Source organism: Variovorax sp. FW305-3-2-15-B-LB1, from assembly GCF_058787635.1.
The window spans coordinates 1-18,396 of record NZ_JBYSZY010000088.1 but is presented as its reverse complement, the minus strand read 5'-3'; the positions used below and the strand labels follow the sequence as shown (position 1 = coordinate 18,396).

16 protein-coding genes are annotated in these 18,396 nt (G+C 71.3%); 9 read left to right on the top strand and 7 right to left on the bottom strand.

Features of this window, described 5'->3' with window-relative positions; genetic code table 11:
* The first annotated feature begins 139 nt into the window (after positions 1-139).
* The 4 genes from AC3WQR_RS30425 to AC3WQR_RS30410 all read left to right on the top strand — a co-directional run bounded on the left by AC3WQR_RS30425 (position 140) and on the right by AC3WQR_RS30410 (position 3,477).
* A complete protein-coding gene (locus tag AC3WQR_RS30425) occupies positions 140-592 on the top strand; it encodes a MarR family winged helix-turn-helix transcriptional regulator (protein WP_390348109.1) in 453 nt (150 codons plus the stop codon).
* A 74-nt stretch (positions 593-666) separates the two neighbouring features.
* Positions 667-1,092: an organic hydroperoxide resistance protein gene (locus AC3WQR_RS30420; protein WP_062481095.1), complete on the top strand. Its 426-nt coding sequence runs from the start codon at positions 667-669 to the stop codon at positions 1,090-1,092.
* Between the two features lie 189 nt (positions 1,093-1,281).
* Positions 1,282-2,400, top strand: a complete 1,119-nt coding sequence (locus tag AC3WQR_RS30415) for a DUF2855 family protein (protein ID WP_492745710.1) — start codon at positions 1,282-1,284, stop codon at positions 2,398-2,400.
* Positions 2,401-2,433: 33 nt separating this feature from the next.
* Entirely contained in the window at positions 2,434-3,477 is a 1,044-nt protein-coding gene (locus tag AC3WQR_RS30410) for a serine/threonine protein kinase (RefSeq protein WP_070063054.1), read from the top strand.
* On the opposite strand, the gene AC3WQR_RS30405 is transcribed toward AC3WQR_RS30410, so the two are convergent.
* Positions 3,478-4,374, bottom strand: a complete 897-nt coding sequence (locus tag AC3WQR_RS30405) for a LysR family transcriptional regulator (protein WP_492737174.1) — start codon at positions 4,372-4,374, stop codon at positions 3,478-3,480.
* Positions 4,375-4,464: 90 nt separating this feature from the next.
* Here AC3WQR_RS30405 and AC3WQR_RS30400 point away from each other — a divergent pair, with 90 nt between their 5' ends.
* The 5 genes from AC3WQR_RS30400 to AC3WQR_RS30380 are packed head-to-tail and all read left to right on the top strand — an operon-like array spanning position 4,465 to position 9,810.
* A complete protein-coding gene (locus tag AC3WQR_RS30400) occupies positions 4,465-6,174 on the top strand; it encodes an acyl-CoA dehydrogenase family protein (protein WP_062481089.1) in 1,710 nt (569 codons plus the stop codon).
* A gap of 34 nt (positions 6,175-6,208) precedes the next feature.
* Positions 6,209-7,198, top strand: coding sequence for a Bug family tripartite tricarboxylate transporter substrate binding protein (locus AC3WQR_RS30395; RefSeq protein ID WP_492745707.1), 990 nt, complete (start codon positions 6,209-6,211; stop codon positions 7,196-7,198).
* 38 nt (positions 7,199-7,236) lie between these two features.
* Positions 7,237-8,205: a tripartite tricarboxylate transporter substrate binding protein gene (locus AC3WQR_RS30390; protein ID WP_369630503.1), complete on the top strand. Its 969-nt coding sequence runs from the start codon at positions 7,237-7,239 to the stop codon at positions 8,203-8,205.
* A 16-nt stretch (positions 8,206-8,221) separates the two neighbouring features.
* The gene (locus AC3WQR_RS30385; protein WP_492745705.1) at positions 8,222-8,668 is read left to right on the top strand and encodes a PaaI family thioesterase; all 447 of its coding nucleotides are present in this window, start codon (positions 8,222-8,224) and stop codon (positions 8,666-8,668) included.
* Complete coding sequence (locus AC3WQR_RS30380) at positions 8,665-9,810, top strand: CaiB/BaiF CoA transferase family protein (RefSeq protein ID WP_492745703.1); 1,146 nt, start codon at positions 8,665-8,667, stop codon at positions 9,808-9,810. Before AC3WQR_RS30385 ends, AC3WQR_RS30380 begins: the two co-directional genes overlap by 4 nt.
* Before the next feature lie 12 nt (positions 9,811-9,822).
* Here AC3WQR_RS30380 and AC3WQR_RS30375 read toward each other — a convergent pair whose 3' ends face one another.
* Genes AC3WQR_RS30375 through AC3WQR_RS30350 form a run of 6 tightly spaced genes read right to left on the bottom strand, consistent with a single transcriptional unit; the run spans position 9,823 to position 18,348 of the window.
* Positions 9,823-10,812, bottom strand: a complete 990-nt coding sequence (locus tag AC3WQR_RS30375) for a Bug family tripartite tricarboxylate transporter substrate binding protein (RefSeq protein WP_492745701.1) — start codon at positions 10,810-10,812, stop codon at positions 9,823-9,825.
* On the bottom strand, positions 10,809-12,014 hold the full coding sequence (locus AC3WQR_RS30370; RefSeq protein ID WP_492745699.1) for a VWA domain-containing protein: 1,206 nt from the start codon (positions 12,012-12,014) through the stop codon (positions 10,809-10,811). The genes AC3WQR_RS30375 and AC3WQR_RS30370 overlap by 4 nt, the downstream gene beginning before the upstream one ends.
* The gene (locus tag AC3WQR_RS30365; protein ID WP_492745697.1) at positions 12,011-14,359 is read right to left on the bottom strand and encodes a DUF5682 family protein; all 2,349 of its coding nucleotides are present in this window, start codon (positions 14,357-14,359) and stop codon (positions 12,011-12,013) included. The genes AC3WQR_RS30370 and AC3WQR_RS30365 overlap by 4 nt, the downstream gene beginning before the upstream one ends.
* Before the next feature lie 13 nt (positions 14,360-14,372).
* Complete coding sequence (locus tag AC3WQR_RS30360) at positions 14,373-15,452, bottom strand: AAA family ATPase (RefSeq protein WP_062482644.1); 1,080 nt, start codon at positions 15,450-15,452, stop codon at positions 14,373-14,375.
* Positions 15,449-17,005: a DUF5691 domain-containing protein gene (locus AC3WQR_RS30355; protein WP_492745695.1), complete on the bottom strand. Its 1,557-nt coding sequence runs from the start codon at positions 17,003-17,005 to the stop codon at positions 15,449-15,451. Before AC3WQR_RS30355 ends, AC3WQR_RS30360 begins: the two co-directional genes overlap by 4 nt.
* A complete protein-coding gene (locus tag AC3WQR_RS30350) occupies positions 17,002-18,348 on the bottom strand; it encodes an SWIM zinc finger family protein (protein WP_492745693.1) in 1,347 nt (448 codons plus the stop codon). Before AC3WQR_RS30350 ends, AC3WQR_RS30355 begins: the two co-directional genes overlap by 4 nt.
* Between the last annotated feature and the right edge of the window lie 48 nt (positions 18,349-18,396).

Sequence of the window (18,396 nt, the reverse complement as noted above, 5' to 3'; positions counted from 1 at the left end):
TTTGCTTACTTTCTTTTGGCGAAGCAAAAGAAAGTGAGTCCGCCGCCGGGCGGAACTCCCGGCCCCGGGAAGCAAACCCCAAAACCAATCCAAAACAACTACATTGCACACAATTCAATTGCGAACTACAATTTGAGCCATGCCAACGAAACCCCACCAAGACGAGATGCTCAAGCTAGACAACCAGCTCTGCTTCGCCGTCTACTCCGCCTCCTTGGCAATGACCCGCCTCTACAAGCCGTTGCTAGAAAAGCTCCAGCTCACCTACCCCCAATACCTCGTGATGCTCGCCCTCTGGGAGCAAGACGGCCCCACCGTCTCCGCCCTCGGCGAGCGTCTCTCGCTAGATTCCGGCACGCTGACCCCCCTGCTCAAGCGCCTCGAAGCCAACGGCTACGTCTCCCGAGTCCGCGACGTCGCAGACGAGCGCCGCGTCCACATCACGCTCACCACCGCAGGCCGCAAGCTCAAGTCCCGTGCCGCCAACGTCCCCGAGTGCCTCATGGCCGCCGCCGAATGCTCCGTCCCCGAGCTGATCGCCCTCACGCAGCAGATCCAGACCCTGCGCGACCGCATCCGCAAAGCCGCCTGACACACAACCCAATCACAGTTCTCCCCGGCCTCCCAAGGAAGCCCTTTCACCACCCCAAGCCAAAGGAAATCACCATGACCACCAAGCTCGACAAAGTTCTCTACACCGCAGAAGCCCACACCGTCGGCGGCCGTGACGGCGCCGGCAAGTCCAGCGACGGCGCCATCGACGTCAAGCTGAGCTCGCCCGGCTCGGGCAAGCCCGGCACCAACCCCGAGCAGCTGTTCGCGGTCGGCTACGCCGCCTGCTTCATCGGCGCCATGAAGGCCGTCGGCCCGAAGATCAGTGTCAAGGTGCCGGAAGAAGTCGCCATCGACTCGAAGGTTTCCCTCGGCCCGACGAACGGCGGCGCGGCCTACGGCATCTCGGTGCAACTGGCGATCTCGCTGCCCGGCCTGGACGACGCACAGAAGAAGCTGCTGGTCGACACCGCTCACCAGGTCTGCCCGTACTCGAACGCCACCCGCGGCAACATCGACGTGGAACTGACGATCGTCTGATTCCGCTCTGACGGTTTCACGAAAAAAAGCGCCCCGGCCCCAAGCCCGGGCGCTTTTTTCATGTCTGTCTCACGGGTGACGCCGAAACGCACGCCGAGATAGCGCCTTTCACCAAGCTTGGCTAATGTGGCCGCACGTCTCGCCCGTCCCGCCACCCGTCTTCAACACACACCCGTGGAGATCGACCCCATGAGCACCACTCACCTCCTGATCCGCAAAGACCAGCTGGCCACCACGCGCCTGCACACCGACACCTCCGACCGGCCGCTGGCCGACGGCCAGGTGCGCGTGCGCATCGACAGCTTTGCGCTCACCTCCAACAACATCACCTACGCCGCCTTCGGCGATGCGATGAGCTACTGGCAGTTCTTTCCCTCCGAGGAAGAAGGCTGGGGCAGCATCCCGGTGTGGGGCTTCGCGAGCGTGGTGCAGTCGCAGCACCCGGGCGTGGCCGTGGGCGAACGGCTCTACGGCTACTGGCCGATGTCCACGAGCGCGGTGCTCAGCCCCGACCGGCTCTCGCCCTCGCGCTTCACCGACGCGGCGGCGCACCGCGCCGAGCTGCCCGCGGTCTACAACCAGTACTTCCGCTGCAACGCCGACCCGCTGTACACCACCGACACCGAAGACCTGCAGGCGCTGCTGCGCCCGCTGTTCATCACCTCGTGGCTGATCGACGACTTCATGGCCGACAACGACTTCTTCGGCGCCACCACCATGCTGCTGTCGAGCGCCTCGAGCAAGACGGCCTACGGCACGGCCTTCCAGCTGCACCAGCGCGAAGGCATCGAGGTGGTCGGCCTTACCTCGCCCGCCAACGTGGCGTTCTGCCAGAGCCTGGGCTGCTACGACCGCGTGGTGACCTACGACGCGCTCGACACCATCGCCGCCGACACGCCCTGCGTGTACATCGACTTCGCCGGCAACGGCGAGCTGCGCACCGCGATCCACGAGCGCTTCACCAACCTCAAGTACAGCAGCTCGATCGGCGGCACGCACGTGGAGCAGCTCGCCGCCAAGGGCGCGGGCAAGAGCCTGACCGGCCCGCGCGCCACGCTGTTCTTCGCACCGGCGCAGATCAAGAAGCGCACCACCGAATGGGGCGCCGACGAGTTCGGCCGACGCATGGTGGCCGCGTGGCACCGCTTCCTGGCCACGGTGACCGACGCCAGCAACCCCTGGCTGCACACCGAGCACCACCACGGCGGCGAGGCGGTTCAGGCCGCCTACGCGCAGGTGCTGGCGGGCAAGGGCGACCCGCGCACCGGCCATATCCTTTCGCTTTACAAACAAGCGGGCGCTCGCTGACCCGCGCGGGGCCCATGTGGCGACAATCGCCGCATGACCCCTTCTTCTGTCGCGCCCGCGAACACCCATCCTTACGAGAGCCTCACGCCCGACGTGGTGCTCGACGCGCTCGCGACACTCGGCCTGCACGGCGACGGCCGCCTCACCGGCCTGAACTCCTATGAAAACCGGGTCTACCAGGTCTACCTGGAAGACCCGAACCCCCATCCTGCGGTGGTGCTCAAGTTCTACCGCCCCGGCCGCTGGAGCGAGGCCGAGATCCTCGAAGAGCACGCCTTCTCGCTCGAACTGGCCGCCGGCGAGGTGCCGGCCGTGCCGCCGCTGGCCTTCGACGGCAAGACGCTGCACCACCACGCCGGCTTTGCCTTCAGCGTGAGCCCCTACCGCGGCGGGCGCGCGCCCGAGCTGGACAACTTCGAGGTGCTCGAATGGGTGGGCCGCTTCCTGGCGCGCATCCACACCGTAGGCAGCGCCAAGCCCTTCGAGGCCCGCCCCGCGCTCGACCTGCAGACCTTCGGCCTCGATTCGCGCGACTGGCTGCTGGAGAACGACAAGATCCCGCTCGACATGCAGCGCGACTGGGAAAAGATCTGCAACGAGGCGCTGGACATGGTCCGCGCCACCGCCCTCGCGCTGCAGCCGCCGGCCTCCGACTTCAAGCCCCGCAAGCTGCGCCTGCACGGCGACGTGCACCCCGGCAACATCCTGTGGACGCCCACCGACCGCCCCGGCGGCGGCCCGCACTTCGTCGACCTGGACGACGCGCGCACGGGCTTCGCGGTGCAAGACCTGTGGATGCTGCTGTCGGGCGACCGCGCGCAGCGCACGGCGCAGCTGTCGGGCCTGCTCGACGGCTACGAGCAGTTCCGCGAATTCGACCGCCGCGAGCTGGCGCTCATCGAGCCGCTGCGCACGCTGCGGCTCATCCACTACAGCGCCTGGCTGGCGCGCCGCTGGGAAGACCCGATCTTCCCGATCAACTTCCCGTGGTTCGGCTCCAGCGACTACTGGAAGGGCCAGATCCTCGTGCTGGAAGACCAGTGCGAGCAGATGGCCGAAGAGCCCCTCTACGCGTGATCACCCGGCCGCGTTCGCGGCCAGGCTCTGCGCCACGCCTTCGAGCAGCCGCTCGACCAGCACATTGACCGGCCCGGTGCGCCACACGCCATAAGCCTCCGACTGCGCCACCGCGCGGTCGAGCGGGCGGAACACCGCGCCGCGCAGCGCCGAGTGCCGCATCGCCTGCGGCACCAGCGCCACGCCCATGCCCTGCGACACCAGCGACACCACGGCCAGCCAGTGCCGCACCTCGTGGCGCACCTCGGGCAGAAAGCCCGCGTCGGCGCAGATCGACAGGATGCGCTCGTGGTAGTCGGGTGAGGCCTCGCGCGAGAACAGCACGAAGGGCTGCGCGCGCAGGTCGGCCGGCGCCAGCACGCGTTTGCGCGCCAGCGCATGGCCCGCGGGCAGGCAGGCCACGAAGGGCTCCGACAGCAGCAGCCGGTGCTGCAGCTCGGCCGGCATGCGGCTGGTGTGGACAAAGCCCAGGTCGAGCCGGTCGTGCAGCAGCTCGGCGATCTGCACGCCCGAATTGAGTTCGCTCAGCGTGATGCGCACCGCCGGATGCCGCGCCTGGAACGCGCGCAGCGCGGGCGGCAGGCCACGGTAGAGCATGGCGCCCACGAAGCCGATGCGCAGCCGGCCCGCCGAGCCGGTGGCCACGTCGCGCGCCTCCAGCGCGGCCTCTTCGGCCTGCAACAGCACGCGCCGCGCCGACACGCGCAGCGCCTCGCCGGCGGGCGTGAGCCGCACTTCCTTGCTGTTGCGCTCGAACAGGCGCGCACCCACCGAGTCTTCGAGCTGGCGGATCGCCACCGACAGCGGCGGCTGCGAAATGGCCAACCGCCGCGCGGCGCGCCCGAAGTGCAGCTCTTCGGCGAGCACGGAGAAGTAGCGCAGGTGCCGCAGTTCCATGAATAGTCAAATCAAATCGTGCAAGACCAAATCAATATTAGACACGGATCATTGCCAACTCAACAATGCGGCGAACCAGGAGACGCCCGCATGCCCACACCCGCTGCTTCCGCTGCCACAGCCGCCGCGCACCCGATCCCCGATCGCCACGGCCAGAACCTCTTCACCACCGACACCGAGCTGCACACGCTGCTCGCGCTGTACCTGCCCGAAGCCCTGCGCACCCACATGCGCCCGCACTTCGAGCGCCTGGGCGGCCTGGCGGGCGGCCTGCTGGACGACCTGGCCGGCACCGCCGACCGCAACCCGCCCACGCTGAAGCAGCGCACGCGCACCGGCATCGACGAGCAGAAGGTCATCAAGCACCCGGCCTATGTCGAGATGGAGCGCCTGGCGCTCAGCGAATTCGGCCTGGCCGCCATCTCGCACCGCGACGAGACGCTGGGCTGGGCCGGCAAGATGCCGCCGCTGGTCAAGTACGTGCTGACCTACCTGTTCGTGCAGGCCGAGTTCGGCCTGTGCTGCCCGGTCTCGATGACCGACTCGCTCACGCGCACGCTGAAGAAGTTCGGCGCGCCCGAGCTGGTCGCCAAGTACCTGCCGCGCCTGACCTCGCTCGACTTCGACGAGCTGGCGCAGGGCGCGATGTTCATGACCGAGCAGGCCGCCGGCTCCGACATCGCCGCCACCGCCACCACCGCGCAGCGCCAGGCCGACGGCAGCTGGCGCCTGGCCGGCGACAAGTGGTTCTGCTCCAACCCCGACGCCGGCTTTGCGATGGTGCTGGCGCGCGCCGACGACGCGCCCGCGGGCATGAAGGGCGTGTCGCTGTTCCTGCTGCCGCGCGAGCTCGACGACGGCAGCCTCAACCACTACCGCATCATCCGCCTGAAGGACAAGCTGGGCACGCGCTCGATGGCCAGCGGCGAGATCCGCCTCGAAGGCGCGGTGGCCTACCTCGTGGGCGAGGAAGGCCGCGGCTTCCAGCAGATGGCCGACATGGTCAACAACTCGCGCCTGTCCAACGGCGTGCGTTCTGCCGGCCTGATGCGCCGCGCGGTGGCCGAGGCCGAGTACATCGCTTCCGAGCGCCGCGCCTTCGGCCGCGCGCTCGAGCAGATGCCGCTGATGCAGCGCCAGCTCGACAAGCTGCGCGTGCCGTCCGAGCAGGCCCGCACCATGGTCTGCCAGACCGCGCAGGCGCTGGCGCGCTCCGACGCCGGCGAGCCCGATGCGTACGCGCTGCTGCGCATCCTCACGCCGCTCATCAAGTTCCGCGCCTGCCGCGACGCGCGCCAGGTCACGGGCGATGCGATGGAAGTGCGCGGCGGCTGCGGCTACATCGAGGAGTGGAGCGACCCGCGCCTCGTGCGCGACGCGCACCTGGGCTCGATCTGGGAAGGCACCAGCAACATCGTGGCGCTGGACGTGATCCGCGCCGTGAAGCGCGAAGGCTCGCTGCCCGTGCTGCGCGCGCACGTCGAGAAGCTCATCGGCGACGCCACCGAACTCACGCCGGCCTTCGCCGCCGCGCTGCGCGACACCATGGCGCGCGCCTGCGCCCTGGCCGAGACCGCCGCCCGCGAAGGCGGCGACGTGCTCGCGCGCCAGGCCGCCTCGGCGCTGTACCACTGCACCAGCGCCGCCGCGATGGCCTGGGAGGCCTCGGCCGGCGGCTCCGCCGCGCGCCTGCGCTGGGCCCAGCTGGTGCTGCTGCACCGCGTGCTGCCGCGCGATCCGCTGGCGCCCGACGCACTGCCCGCCGACTGGCACGCCGCGCTGGTACGCACAGCGGCCTGAGCCCCTTTTTCGAGAACAACGGAGACAAGACCCCATGCGACAACGACTCAGCCTCCTCCTGGGCACCGCCTGCGCCGCGCTGCTGCTGGCAGCCACGCCCGCCGCGCAGGCCCAGCCCGGCGCCTTCCCGACCAAGCCCATGACGCTGGTCGTGCCCTTCCCGCCCGGCGGCCCGACCGACGCGATGGCGCGCACGCTCGCCGCCGAGCTGCGCGACAAGCTCGGCCAGCCCATGATCGTGGAGAACCGCGCGGGCGCGGGCGGCAACATCGGCGCCGACTACGTGGCGCGCGCCGAGGCCGACGGCCACACGCTGCTGTTCGGCACCTCGGGCCCGCTGGCCATCAACGTGAGCCTGTACCGCAAGATCAGCTACGACCCGACCAGGAGCTTCGCGCCCGTGATCCAGGTCGGCTACCTGCCGAACATCCTGGTGGTGAACCCGGCCCTGCCGGTGAAGAACGTGGCCGAGCTGGTCGCCTATGCCAAGGCCAACCCGGGCAAGCTCAGCTACGCCTCGTCGGGCAACGGCGCCTCGTCGCACCTGGCAGGCGTGCTGTTCAACTCGGTGGCCGGCACCGACCTGCTGCACGTGCCCTACAAGGGCACGGGGCCCGCACTCAACGACCTGCTGGGCAACCAGGTCAGCATGACCTTCACCGACATCCTCACCGCGCTGCCCTACGTCAAGGCCGGCAAGCTGCGCGCGCTGGGCGTGGCCACCTCGGCCCGTTCGCAGGCGCTGCCCGAGGTGCCCACCCTCACCGAGCAGCTGCACAAGCCCTACGACGTGAGCGTGTTCTTCGGCATCGTCGCGCCGGCCGGCACGCCGCCCGACCGCGTGACCAAGCTCAACCACGCGTTCGCCGAGGTGCTCAACTCGCCGAAGGTCAAGCAGATGTTCGCCGCGCAGGGCCTGGAAGCCACGGCGGACACCTCGCCACAAAAGCTCGCGCAGTTCATCGGCAGCGAAACGGCCAAGTGGAAGGACGTGGTGAAGAAGTCCGGCGCGCAGCTCGACTGACCGCCACGACGCACAAGAAAAAACAAGGAGACAAGAAGATGAAGACGCAACGGCTGTCACGCCTGATCGCCCTTGCCGCGCTGTTCACCGCAGCCGGCGCCGCCACCGCAGAGACCTATCCGCAACGCCCCGTCACGCTGATCGTTCCGTATGCCGCGGGCGGCCCCACCGACCAGCACCTGCGCGCCGTGGCAGAAGAAGCCGGCAAGGCCCTCGGCCAGCCCGTGGTGCTCGACAACCGCCCCGGCGCGAGCGGCACCAACGGCGCCGCCGCGCTGGTGCGCGCCGCGCCCGACGGCTACACGCTGGCCGTGCTGCCGGCCTCGGTGTACCGCGAGCCCTTCATCAACAAGGTGGCCTTCGACCCCGCGCGCAGCTTCTCGTACGTGGTGATGCTGTCCGACTACACCTTCGGCCTCGCGGTGAAGGCCGACGCGCCGTGGAAGACCTGGCAGGACTTCGCGGCCGACGCCGCGCGCCGCCCCGGCAAGCTCAACGTGGGCGCCACCGGCGCGGTGGGCACGCCGCGCATCGTGATGGACGAGGCCGCCGAGATGGCGAAGGTCCAGCTCAACATGGTGCCCTTCAAGGGCGACGCCGAAGTGACCAACGCCATCCTCGGTGGCCACATCGACGCCGCGCCGCTCTCGGGCGTGGCCGTGCCGCACATCGATGCCGGCAAGATGCGCTACCTCGTGATGCTCACGCCGCAGCGCGTCAAGCGCTACCCGCAAGTGCCCACGCTGCGCGAACAGGGCGTGGACGCGGTCATCGATTCGCCCTACGGCATCGCCGGCCCGGCCGGCATGGACCCGGCGCGCGTGAAGACCGTGCACGACGCCTTCCGCAAAGCCTTGGCATCGCCCGCCGGCCTGCGCGTGCTGGAGCAGCTGAACCAGCAGGCCAACGCGATGGACCCCGAGCAGTACCGCCGCTACGCGCTGGCCACCACCGCGCGCGAGAAGGAGCGCGTGGCGCGCCTGCGCCAGCGCGGCCTGCTCGACTGACCCCACGGTGCGCCGCATGCAGGACCCCGCTTTCACCAACGAGCCCGCCGGCGTGCTGTTCGGCCTGCCCATGCCGATGGCGCGCGCCTTCGCGCTGCGCGGCGAGGCCATCGGCGACGAGCGCGCGCGCGTGCGCATGCCCTACAGCGCCGACCACACCAACAGCCGCGGCGACGTGCACGGCGGCGCGATCGCCGTGCTGTTCGACTGCGCGCTCTCCAGTGCCGTGCGCTCGCACGCGCCCACGGCCTTCGGCGTGGTCACCGTCGACATCACGGTGCACTACACCGCGCCCTGCGCCGGCGACGTGATCGCCACCGCCGTGTGCGAGCGGCGCGGCCGTGCGATGTGCTTCGCGCGCGGCGAGGCGCGCAACGCCGACGGCGAGCTGCTCGCGCTGGCCACCGGCACCTTCAAGCTGGTGCCGCGCACCGCTTCTCCTTCTTCCGAGTCCACCCCATGACCACCGCTTCCCCTTCGACCGGCGCCCTCGCGGGCATCCGCGTGCTCGACATCTCGCGCATCCTCGGCGGCCCCTACTGCGGCCAGATCCTCGGCGACCACGGCGCCGACGTGCTCAAGGTCGAGCCGCCGCAGGGCGACGACACGCGCACCTGGGGCCCGCCCTTCAAGGAAGGCGTGGCCTCGTACTACCACGGCCTGAACCGCAACAAACGCGTGCAGCACCTGGACTTCTCGACCGAGGAAGGCCGCGAGGCGCTGCTGGCGCTGGTGGCCGAGGCCGACGTGCTGATCGAGAACTTCAAGACCGGCACGATGGAGCGCTGGGGCATCGGCTACGAGACGCTGTCGCAGCGCTTTCCGCGCCTGGTGTGGTGCCGTGTGTCGGGCTTCGGCGCCGACGGCCCGCTGGGCGCGCTGCCGGGCTACGACGCCGCGGTGCAGGCCATGACCGGCATCATGAGCATCAACGGCGAGGCCGACGGCGGCCCGCTGCGCGTGGGCCTGCCGGTGGTCGACATGGTGACGGGACTGAACGCGGTGATCGGCGTGCTGCTCGCGCTGCAGGAACGCCAGCGCAGCGGACGCGGCCAGTTCGTGGAGGCGGCGCTGTACGACAGCGGCCTGTCGCTGCTGCACCCGCACGCGGCCAACTGGTTCATGGACGGCACGGCGCCGCGCCGCACCGGCAACGCGCACCCCAACATCTACCCCTACGACGCGCTGGCCACAGGCACCGACCCCATCTTCGTGGCCGTGGGCAACGACCGCCAGTTCGCGAGCTTCTGCCGCTGCATCGGCCTGCCCGCGCTGGCCGACGACCCGCTGTACCGCACCGCCGGCGCGCGCTCGGTGAACCGCGACGGCCTCAAGCAGCAGCTCGAAGCCGCGCTCGCCGCCTTCGACGGCCGCACGCTGGTCGACCAGCTGATGGCCGCCGGCGTGCCCGCCGCGCCCGTGCTGCCGGTGGCGGCCGCGCTGCAGCATCCGCACACGCTGCACCGCGAGATGGTGGTGGAAATGGAAGGCGGCTACCGCGGCATCGGCGCGCCCGTGAAGCTCAGCCGCACGCCGGCCAGCTACCGCCATGCGCCACTGACGCCGGGCGACGCCTTCCTGCCCAACGACGACGCTGCACGCTGACCTGCAGAGCGCTCAGTCGAGCGAGAGCTTGAGCGCGCGGATCAGCGGATGCCAGCGCGCCGACTCGCGCGCCAGCAGGGTCTCGAACTCGGCCGGCGTGCCGCCCACCGGTTCGACGCCGGCCTCGGCGAGGCGGCGCTGCACCACCGGGTTGTGCAGCGCGCTGGCCACCGCGCGCTGCAACCGCGCCACCACCTCGGGCGGCGTGCCCGCCGGTGCCACGAGGCCGTGGAAGATCGCGGCCTCGACCTTCGGCAGGCCCAGTTCCGCGAAGGTCGGCACGCCCGGCCATTGCGCCAGGCGCGCAGGGTTCGCCACCGCGAGCACGCGCAGCCGGCCGCCCTGGATGAAGCGGCGCGCCGTGGCGAGTTCGCCCATCGCGAATGGCAACTGGCCGCCCGCCACCTCGACCAGCGCGGGCCCGGCGCTGCGGTACGGCACATGCACCATCTCCAGCCCGGCCTCGCGCGCGAGCAATTCCATCGCGAGGTGCTGCGCGCTGCCGTTGCCAGCCGACGCAAAACTGAAGCGGCCCGGAAAGGCGCGCGCGTCCTCGATGAAGGCACGCGCATCGCGCACGCCGCTGGCCGGGCCGACCAGCAGCACCATCGGCAGCCGCACCAGCTGCGTGACGGGCGTGAAATCGCGCGACGGGCTGTAGCTCAGGCTGCGGTACAGCGCGGGGTTGAACACCCACATGCCGTTGTCGGCCGACAGCACGGTGTGGCCGTCGGCCGGTGCACGCGCAGCTTCGAGGGCGGCGAGCGCGGTGTTGCCGCCGGGCCGGTTCTCGATCTGCACCGGCTGGCCCGTATCGATGGTGAGCTGGGCACCGATGGCGCGCGCGACGACGTCGGCGATCGCGCCCGTCGGGAAGGGCACGATCCAGCGGATCGGCCGCGCGGTGTCGTCGGAGGGCTGCGCCCAGGCCGTGCCGGCCACCAGACCCAGCAGCGCGGCCAGCCGCCGTCGCTTCAGGTCGGGCGGGCGGCGCGGCGTCACGGGGCCGCCCGGCTGGTCTTCAGGCCCTGCCCCGCGGCCCAGGTCGACACGTCCTCGCGCTTGATGGCCGCGGCCATGAGGCCCGGGAACGCATCGGGCGTGCAGGCGAACGAGGGCACGCCCAGCGCGGCGAGCTTGGCGGCCAGGTCGCGGTCGTACGAGGGCGCGCCCTCGTCGCTGAGCGCCAGCAGCGCGATGAACTGCACGCCGGCTTCCACCAGCTGGTGGGCGCGGCGCAGCAGGCCGTCTTCCACGCCGCCTTCGTACAGGTCGGAGATGAGGATCAGGATGGTGTTGCGCGGCTCGCGCACCAGCGTCTGGCAGTAGCCCACGGCGCCGTTGATGTCGGTGCCGCCGCCCAGCTGCACGCCGAACAGCAGGTCGACCGGGTCCTGCAGCTGCTCGGTCATGTCGACCACGGCGGTGTCGAACACCACCAGCTTGGTCGACACCGCCGGCAGGCTCGCCATCACCGCGCCGAAGATGCTCGAATAGACCACCGACGCGGCCATGGAGCCGCTCTGGTCGATGCACAGGATCACTTCGCGCTGCGGCTGGCGCGCCTTGCGTCCGTAGCCCACCAGCGTCTGCGGCACCACCGTGCGGTATTCGGGCTGCCAGTGGCGCAGGTTGGCGCGGATGGTGCGGTGCCAGTCGATCTCCGAATGGCGCGGGCGGCGGTTGCGCTGGCTGCGGTTGAGCGCGCCGCTCACGGCGCTGCGCATCGGCTCCTCGAGCTTCTTCATGAGCTCGTCGACCACCTTGCGCACCACGGCGCGCGCCGTGTCCTTGGTGCCGGCCGGGATCACGCTCGCCAGCGCCACGAGGTTGGCCACCAGGTGCACGTCGGGCTGCGCGTTCTCCAGCATCTCGGGCTGCAGCAGCATCTGGCGCAGGTTCAGGCGCTCCATCGCGTCGCGCTGCATCACCTGCACCACCTGGCTGGGGAAGTACTTGCGGATGTCGCCGAGCCAGCGCGCCACGCTGGGCGCCGAATCGCCCCGGCCGCCGCGCTGCCCGCCCTGGCCCAGGCCGCGCCGGCCGTCGGCTTCGTAGAGCGCGGCCAGCGCCTGGTCGATCTCGCGCACGCGGCCTTCGATGGCGCCGCAGCTGGCGTTGGCTTCGCTGCCGAGCACGAGGCGCCAGCGCTGCAGGCGGTCGGTGGGCGGCAAGGTGTCTTCTTCCATCGGATTCGCGCTCATGCCTTCACTCCCAGCAGTTCCCGCAGCAGCGGCAGCGCGAGCACCGCGCGTGATTCGTCCCAGTCGGTGGCGGCCACGGCGGACGGCAAGGTGCTGCCGACCGCGCCGCGTTTCGCGCGTTCGCCGAGCGCGCGCCGGTCGGCGCCCGAGAAGTCCGCGAAGCTGCGCCGCACCAGCGGCAGCACCTGCACGAAGTGCTCTTCGCCGAGCCCCGCGAGCCAGCCGTCGACCAGCGACCACACGGCATCGTCGTGCAGCAGCACCATCGCGTTGCGGTTGAGAAAACCTTCGAGCCAGGCCGCCGCATCGGTGGGCGGCGCGCCGGCCGAGAGGTTGCGCGCGAGTTGCTGCGAAGCGCCGTCGCTGTCGATCTGCGCATCGTCGAGCAGCAGCCGGCAGCTCACGCCGCGCAGCAGCGGCGCGCCGGTTTCGCCGAAGGCGATGGCGCGCAGCGCGTTGCGCCAGGCGGTGGTCGTTTCTTCGCCGTCGCGCAGGCGCACCGCGTCGTGCGCGCCGATGAGACGGGTGCGCAGCGACTCGGCGGCTTCGGCGTCGAGCGCGCCGCAGGCGATCGGCAGGCCGATGGCGCCGCGCACGATGAGGCTGTCGAGCACGTGCGAGAGCAGCGCGCTGTCGGTCTGGCGCACGCTGCCGTAGCGGAACACGTTGGCCAGCGGCGGCACGGCGCCGATGAGCTGCACGGCGTCGCCGGTGAGCGCGGCGCGGTCTTCGAGCGCGCGGGTCACGGCCTGCACGGCCACGGGCAGGTCGGCCAGCAGCACGGTGTCGACCTGCTCGGCCAGTGCGGTGAGCGAGGTCTCGGCCGCGAGCCCTTCCATCACGCGCGCGCTGGCGGCATGCGCCACGGTGGCGCCGAAGCGGCTGGCCTCGATGACGCGCAGCGCGAACTCGGGCTGCCACTGCAGCTGCCACACCTCGTGGAAGGTGCCGCGGCTCGCACGCTGGCCGGCCGTGACCTCGCCCCACGGCAGGCCGAGCAGGCGCAGGCGGTGCAGCAGGTGGCTGCGCGCCAGGTCGTTGGGCTGGCGCAGGTCGAGGTCGAGCGTCTTCGCGGTGGCCTCGGGCTTGAGGCGCAGGCTTTTCTGCGCCTGTTCGAGGTCGCGCTGCAGCGGCACGGTGGGCACGTCGGCCGGCACCTGGCCCATGCGGTCGCCGACCGTGAGGCGTTCGCGGATGAGCGTGAGCGGCGCCTGCTCGCCCATGCAGATCACGCTGCGCACGGCCTCGTCGAGCTCGGGCAGGCCGGGCGCGGGGCGCTCGCGCAATGCGGCCAGCGTGTCGGCCAGGCGCGTGGCCTCGATCAGGTGGGCGGACGAACAGTCGAGGTCGTGCTCGCGCAGCAGCCGCGCGACGCGGGCGAGCCAGCCGGTGCTGCGCCCCGCCACCTCGTGCCCCTGCTGCCACAGGTGCTCGTACCAGCCCGGCGAATCGATGCCCGCGCCGTAGCCGCTGGCGCTCGTGAGGTGCCGGTAGGTCCACGGCACCCAGGTCGCGAGCACCTTGAGCTTGGGCAGGCCCTTGAGCAGCGCGGCATCGGCCTTGGCGGTGGCCGCGCCCTGCAGCGCGGGCACGTGCCAGGCGCCGCACACGACGGCGATGCGCTGGTGGCCGGCCTTGACGGCCTCGCGGATCGATTGCCGCATGAAGGCTTCGCGCCGCTGCTCGCGTTCCATCGCGCGCACGCCGCGCCGGTCTTCGGGCGTTTCGGCGCGCACGGCCGTCATGGCTTCGGCGATGGCACCGAACAGGTCTTCGCCGTCGCCGCGCTCCTCGACCATGTGGTTCCACCAGCTCTCGCCGTCGGCATAGCCGGCGGCATGGGCGAGCCAGTCGAAGGGGTCGTCGGGCAGCGTGTGCGCGGCCTGTTCTTCCTCGGGTTCGTCGACGGTTTCGGCGACGGGCACCGTGTCGGTCTCGTCATCGCCGAGTGGTGTGTCTTCAGGCTCTGCGGCCTTGGCTTCGTCGGCCACACGCGCAGCCTGCTCGATCGCCATGCGGTGCGCCTGCGGCAGGTCGATGAAGCGCGTGGGCACGCCGCGCGCCGCGCCCCACTGCAGCGCCTGCCACTCGGGCGAGAAGGTGGCGAAGGGATAGAACGCGGCCAGGCCGGTGTCCTCGCTCGCGTGGATCAGCACCGCGACCGGCGGTTGCAGGTCGGCATGCGCCAGGAAGGACAGCAGCGGCTCGGCCTCGGGCGGGCCCTCGACGAGGATGCAGTCGGGCTGCAGCGATTCGAAGGCGCGCAGCAGGCTGCGCGCACAGCCGGGGCCGTGGTGGCGGATGCCGAAATAGTGCAGCGGCGAAGGCGCCGCGCTCGTGCTCATGCGCCGGCTCGCGTCAGAGTTGTTCGCGGCAGGCGCGGTACAGGTCCTTCCAGTCGGCCCGTTCCTTCACCACGGTCTCCAGGTATTCCTTCCACACCACCTGGTCCTGCACCGGGTCCTTGATGACCGCGCCGATCAGGCCCGAGGCCACGTCGGCCGAGCGCAGCACGCCGTCGCCGAAGTGGCCGGCCAGCGCCATGCCGCTGTTGATGACCGAGATGGCCTCGGCGGTCGAGAGCGTGGAGGTGGGCGACTTGATGCGCGTCTTGCCGTCTTCGGTCTGGCCGTTGCGCAGCTCGCGGAAGATCTGCACCACGCGGCGCACTTCCTGCAGCGCGGGCGGCTCGGCCGGCAGCGCGAGCGCGCGGCCCAGTTCGCCGACGCGCTTGACGACGATCTGCACTTCCTCGGCCTCGCTCGACGGCACCGGCAGCACCACGGTGTTGAAGCGGCGCTTGAGCGCGCTCGACAGTTCGTTCACGCCCTTGTCGCGGTTGTTGGCGGTGGCAATCACCGAGAAGCCGCGCGTGGCCTGCACCTCGGTGCCCAGCTCGGGCACGGGCAGCGTCTTTTCGGACAGCACGGTGATCAGCGAATCCTGCACGTCGGCCGGGATGCGCGTGAGTTCTTCGACGCGCGCGATCTTGCCCAGGCGCATGGCGTGCACCAGCGGGCTTGGCACCAGCGCTTTTTCCGAAGGGCCATGGGCCAGCAGCTCGGCGTAGTTCCAGCCGTAGCGCAGCTGTTCTTCGCTGGTGCCGGCGGTGCCCTGGATCAGCATGGTGGAGTCGCCGCTCACGGCGGCGGCCAGGTGCTCCGACACCCACGACTTGGCCGTGCCCGGCACGCCGTACAGCAGCAGCGCGCGGTCGGTGGCGAGCGTGGACACGGCGATTTCCATCAGGCGCGAATTGCCGATGTACTTGGGGCTGACCTCGAAGCCGTTGGCCAGCTTGCCGCCCATCAGGTAGGTGAGCACGGCCCAGGGCGAGAGCTTCCAGTTGGCCGGGCGCTGGCGGTCGTCGACCTTCTGGAGCGCTTCAAGTTCTTCGGCGAATTGCTGTTCGGCATGCTGGCGCAGGACATTGCTCATGGACGGCCTTGGGAAGAGGTTGAAAGTGAAGAAGAAGAGGAAGGAAGCGTGGCGACCAGCCGGCGCGCGCGCACGATGCGCGCGGTGTCGGCCAGTGCGTTGGCGAGGCCGGGGCTTTCCTCGGCCGCGCGCGGCAGGTCGGCCAGCAGCGGCAGTGCATCGAGGTGCAGCAGCGCGGCGGCGGTGCCGAGCACCTGGCGCAGCACGTAGTCGTTGACGAGGTCGCCGCGCTCGACGCGCATGCGCAGCGCCTGGGCGATGCGCAGCGACAGCGCGGCCGAGGGCGTGTCGCCGGGCGCGCAGGCCTGGTCGGCGAACGCGACGACGTCCTGCACGCCCTGCCCGGCATCGCCGAGCTGCGTCGCCCAGTGGCGTTCGCGGCGCTCGCGCGGCAGCAGCGCCAGCAGCGGGCCCACGCCGCCGCGGTGGGCGCGCGGGCGATCGAGCAGCGCGTCGCACCAGTCGAAATCGGGCGCGGCCAGCACGGCCTCGTTCCAGCCGCGCAGCAGCGCGTCGTGCCAGTCGCCCTTGGCGGCCCAGTCGAGCAATGCAGCGGGCGTCATGCCGGTGCGCGTGGTCCACCACGCGAGCGGCATCTGGCGCACGAGCTGGTAGAGCCACCAGGCGCGCTCGCCGAGGCTGTCGTGCGTGGGGCGCGCGGCGTCGATGGCGTCGTCCTTCCAGCGCGGGTCGGCGGCTTCGGGGGCGTTCAGTTGCCACGTCGCGCCTTGCGATGAGAGCAAGGGCGCGAGGAAGGCTTCGACGCGCCGCACATGCGCGCTGGCCGGCAGGCGCTGCAGCAGCTCGACCACGGTCTGGCGCACGTCGCGCGCGCGGTCTTTCAGCTGGGCTTCGAGCAGCGCTTCGTCGTCGGGGCCGAGGTTCTCGGCCAGCGCGCCGAGCAGCACGGCGCGCTCCTTGGCGGGCAACTGCGGCAGTTCGGCGGCGAGGCGCTCGCGCGCGCCGGCCGGGTCGTCGCGGCGTTGCTCGGCCAGCACGGCGCGGCGCTGGTCGATGCTGCCTTCGTCCCAGCGGGTCTGCGTGTCGGCCTGCGCGCTGGCGCCGACGGCGTAGCGCCAGTCGTCGTTGCGCGCGGCCAGCCAGCGCCCACGCTCGCCGAGTGCGAGCACCACGGCGGGCCGCAATGCGGTGTCGCGGCGGCCGGCATCGAGCGCGGCGGGCAGCAGGCTCGGTGGCAGGCGCCAGCCGGCAGTGGCGAGCACGGTCAGCACTTCGTGCTGCAGGCGCTGCGGGCCGGCGGCGAGTGCATCGGCGATCACGGCAAGCAAGGCGGGGTCGCCGAGCGCGGGACAAGTGTCGTTGGCGGCGGGCGGTGCGTCGTCGGCCGGCAGGCCCGGCGCGACGAAGCCCGCACGGCGGCCCACGGCCACGGCGCCCGCGACGCGCAGCAGCACGCCCTGCGCGGTGTCCGTGGGTTGTTGCAGCGCTTGCAGCAGCGCGCCGAAGTCGCCGGCCATGCCGTCGGCCGCCGGCACGGGTTGGCGTGCGGTACCGACGAGGGCCGTCTGCAGCAAGGTGTTCCAGTGGCTCATGCGCGTGCTCCACTCAAGGTCCAGACGGGTGCTCCACCCTCAGCCGCCCACGCGGTGAGCGGCGCGAACTGCTCGCCGTCCCATTCGCCGAACACGCGCAGCGGCGCGCCGCCCGAATGCGCGAGCAGTTGCCAGGCTTCGGCCGCGGCCAGCTGCATCGGCAGGGCCTGCGACGCGGCGCCCAGGCGCAACCACCACTGATCGCCGTGCCGTGCGGGCACGGCATCGGCCCACACCAGGGGCAGCAGCGGTTGCCACGGGTTGGCCGCGATCTGTTGGGCCATGCGTTGCCATTCACCGGCTTCGTCATTGGCGGCGACCGGCGCGGCGGTCGATGCGGCCTCGGCCGGCAGCTCGGCCACCACCGCGCGCTGCGAGGCGTGGCCGGGATAGAAGCACAGCACGGCCGCGCGTTCGCTGCCGCTGACCCAGCCGGTCTCGAAGCCGCGTCCGCCGTGCGAGTAGTCGAGCAGCAGCGCGCGGCGTCCGCTCGCGCGGCCCTGCAGCCACACATGGCGCTCGACGAGTTTGGTGTCGCGCTCGTCCAGGCACTGGCCCAGCACGAGCCAGTGGTCGCTCACGCGTTCGCCGTCGGCCAGCAGCGCCTCGCGGTCCTGCGGCCAGCCGAGCGCGGCGCGCAGGTCGGCGCGCGTGGCGGGCGAGAGGCTGTCGCGGCGCGGCACCGCATCGACGATCAGTTGCAGCCGGCCCAGCCGGTCGAGCAGCCGCGCGGGCCAGCCTTCGCCGGCACCGATCAGCTCGGCCGCCTGCGTGATGCGCTGGCCGAGCCCCGGCGCCTGCGCGTCGACCATGCGCGCGGCCATGGCGGCCCAGCCTTCGGCCTGCTCGCTGCCGAGCGCGGCCAGGCCGCGCTGGGTCTGGTCGTCGAGCCAGCGCGCGAGCTCCTGCACGCCGGCCTCGATGCGCTTCCAGCGCTGCGCGTCGCGCTTGGCGGCCGCGGCGGGATCGGGCGCGGCCGCGGGTTCGGCGGCGCGGGCTTCTTTCTTCTCGGCCTTCTCGCGGCGCGAGGCGAGCCAGTCGGCCACCCAGGGCGGCGGCGCGCCGGCGGTGAAGCTGGCTTCGCTCTGCGCGCGCAGCAGCATCAGCGCCAGGCCGTGCTTGCAGGGGAACTTGCGGCTCGGGCAGGAGCAGCGGAACACCGGACCCGACAGGTCGACCTGCGTCTGGTAGGGCTTGCTGCCGCTGCCCTGGCATTCGCCCCAGACAGCGTCGTCGGAATGCGCGAGCGTGGGCCACTTGGCGGGCGCGAGCAGGCCTTTGGCGGCCTTCGCGGAGGCGTCGTCCGGCGCGAGCGCGAGGACGGCTTCGGTACTGAGACTCATGGAAAGGGCAGCCTCGCGCCGGGCCGCGGCGCGGTCAGGGGTGGGAGG